Annotated in this window: 2 protein-coding genes; one reads left to right on the top strand and one right to left on the bottom strand. The window is 67.1% G+C overall.

All coding sequences use genetic code 11. The annotated features are described in order from the left end of the window. Positions 1-181 (bottom strand): hypothetical protein (locus DBR34_RS21730; RefSeq protein WP_219928243.1); only part of this gene is annotated, 181 nt, incomplete at its 3' end. Between the two features lie 51 nt (positions 182-232). On the opposite strand from DBR34_RS21730, the gene DBR34_RS08670 reads away from it, so the two are divergent. After that, positions 233-637, top strand: a complete 405-nt coding sequence (locus DBR34_RS08670) for a hypothetical protein (RefSeq protein ID WP_038687022.1) — start codon at positions 233-235, stop codon at positions 635-637. The last annotated feature ends 260 nt before the right edge of the window (positions 638-897 follow it).

The raw sequence follows: 897 nt of genomic DNA, 5'->3' as shown, positions 1-897 counted from the left end.
ACGCTGCCAAGGCCGGTGAAGCCACCGCCGAGCAGGCCAAGGACGCTGCTGAAGAAGCCAAGAAGTAATAACTTCTTTCTTCACGCAAGTCTGAAGAAGCCGCTGGTTCGCCAGCGGCTTTTTCTTTGGGCGCATTGCGGTGGGCCTGGGGCTGCCCGATGCGCAGCGACCCGGTCTTCACGCAGGCATGAATAGGCTGGCTTCCCCTACGATCACCGTATTGGAGACCGCCATGAAGATTCGTCCGTTCACCACGTCGCTGTTGGCCGCCTCCCTGCTGCTCGGCCTGGCCGCATGCAAGGGCCCGGAAGCCGAGAAGGCCCGCGACGACGCCGCGCAGGCCGCCGACAGCGCCAATGCCGCCGCACGCGAAGCGGTGGACAAGGCCGCCGCCTCCACGCGCAACGCCGCCGACGATGCCGCTGCCGCCTCCGAGCGCGCCGCCGCCGAAACCCAGCAGGCGCTCGACCGCGCCGCGGCAGCCACCTCCGAAGCCGCCGGCGAAGCCAAGACCGCCGCCAAGGATGCGGGCGTGCACGCCAGCGATGCCACCGCCGATGCCGCGCAAAAGGTGGCCGACAAGGCCCGCGACGTGGCCGATGAAGCAAAGAAGAACGCCGACGAAGCCAAGCGCTGAGTCTGCGGTTCCGCATCATCCGAAACGCCCCTTCGCAGGAAGGGGCGTTTTTTTTCGGGTGTTCGGATTCGTCGTTTTGCAAGGGCCGTCGTAAATTGAGCGCGACAGTCCGCAGGTGGTCGGGTATGCAGGCGCCGCGGCTGGCGTCTCCGATCGGGCTTGACGCGAGCGTGAGGGCCCCGTAGCAGCCGGTAGGCCCCTGGTGCAAATGTCCCCCGGCCGCGGGGCGGCCTCCTCCTTTATTTTGCCCAGGGGCCTAC

The sequence above is a fragment of the Stenotrophomonas sp. HMWF003 genome (genome assembly GCF_003061285.1).
GTDB classification, from domain to species: Bacteria; Pseudomonadota; Gammaproteobacteria; order Xanthomonadales; family Xanthomonadaceae; genus Stenotrophomonas; species Stenotrophomonas maltophilia_AP.
The sequence above is the reverse complement of the archived record's forward strand: the minus strand, read 5'-3'. Positions and strand labels throughout refer to the sequence as shown.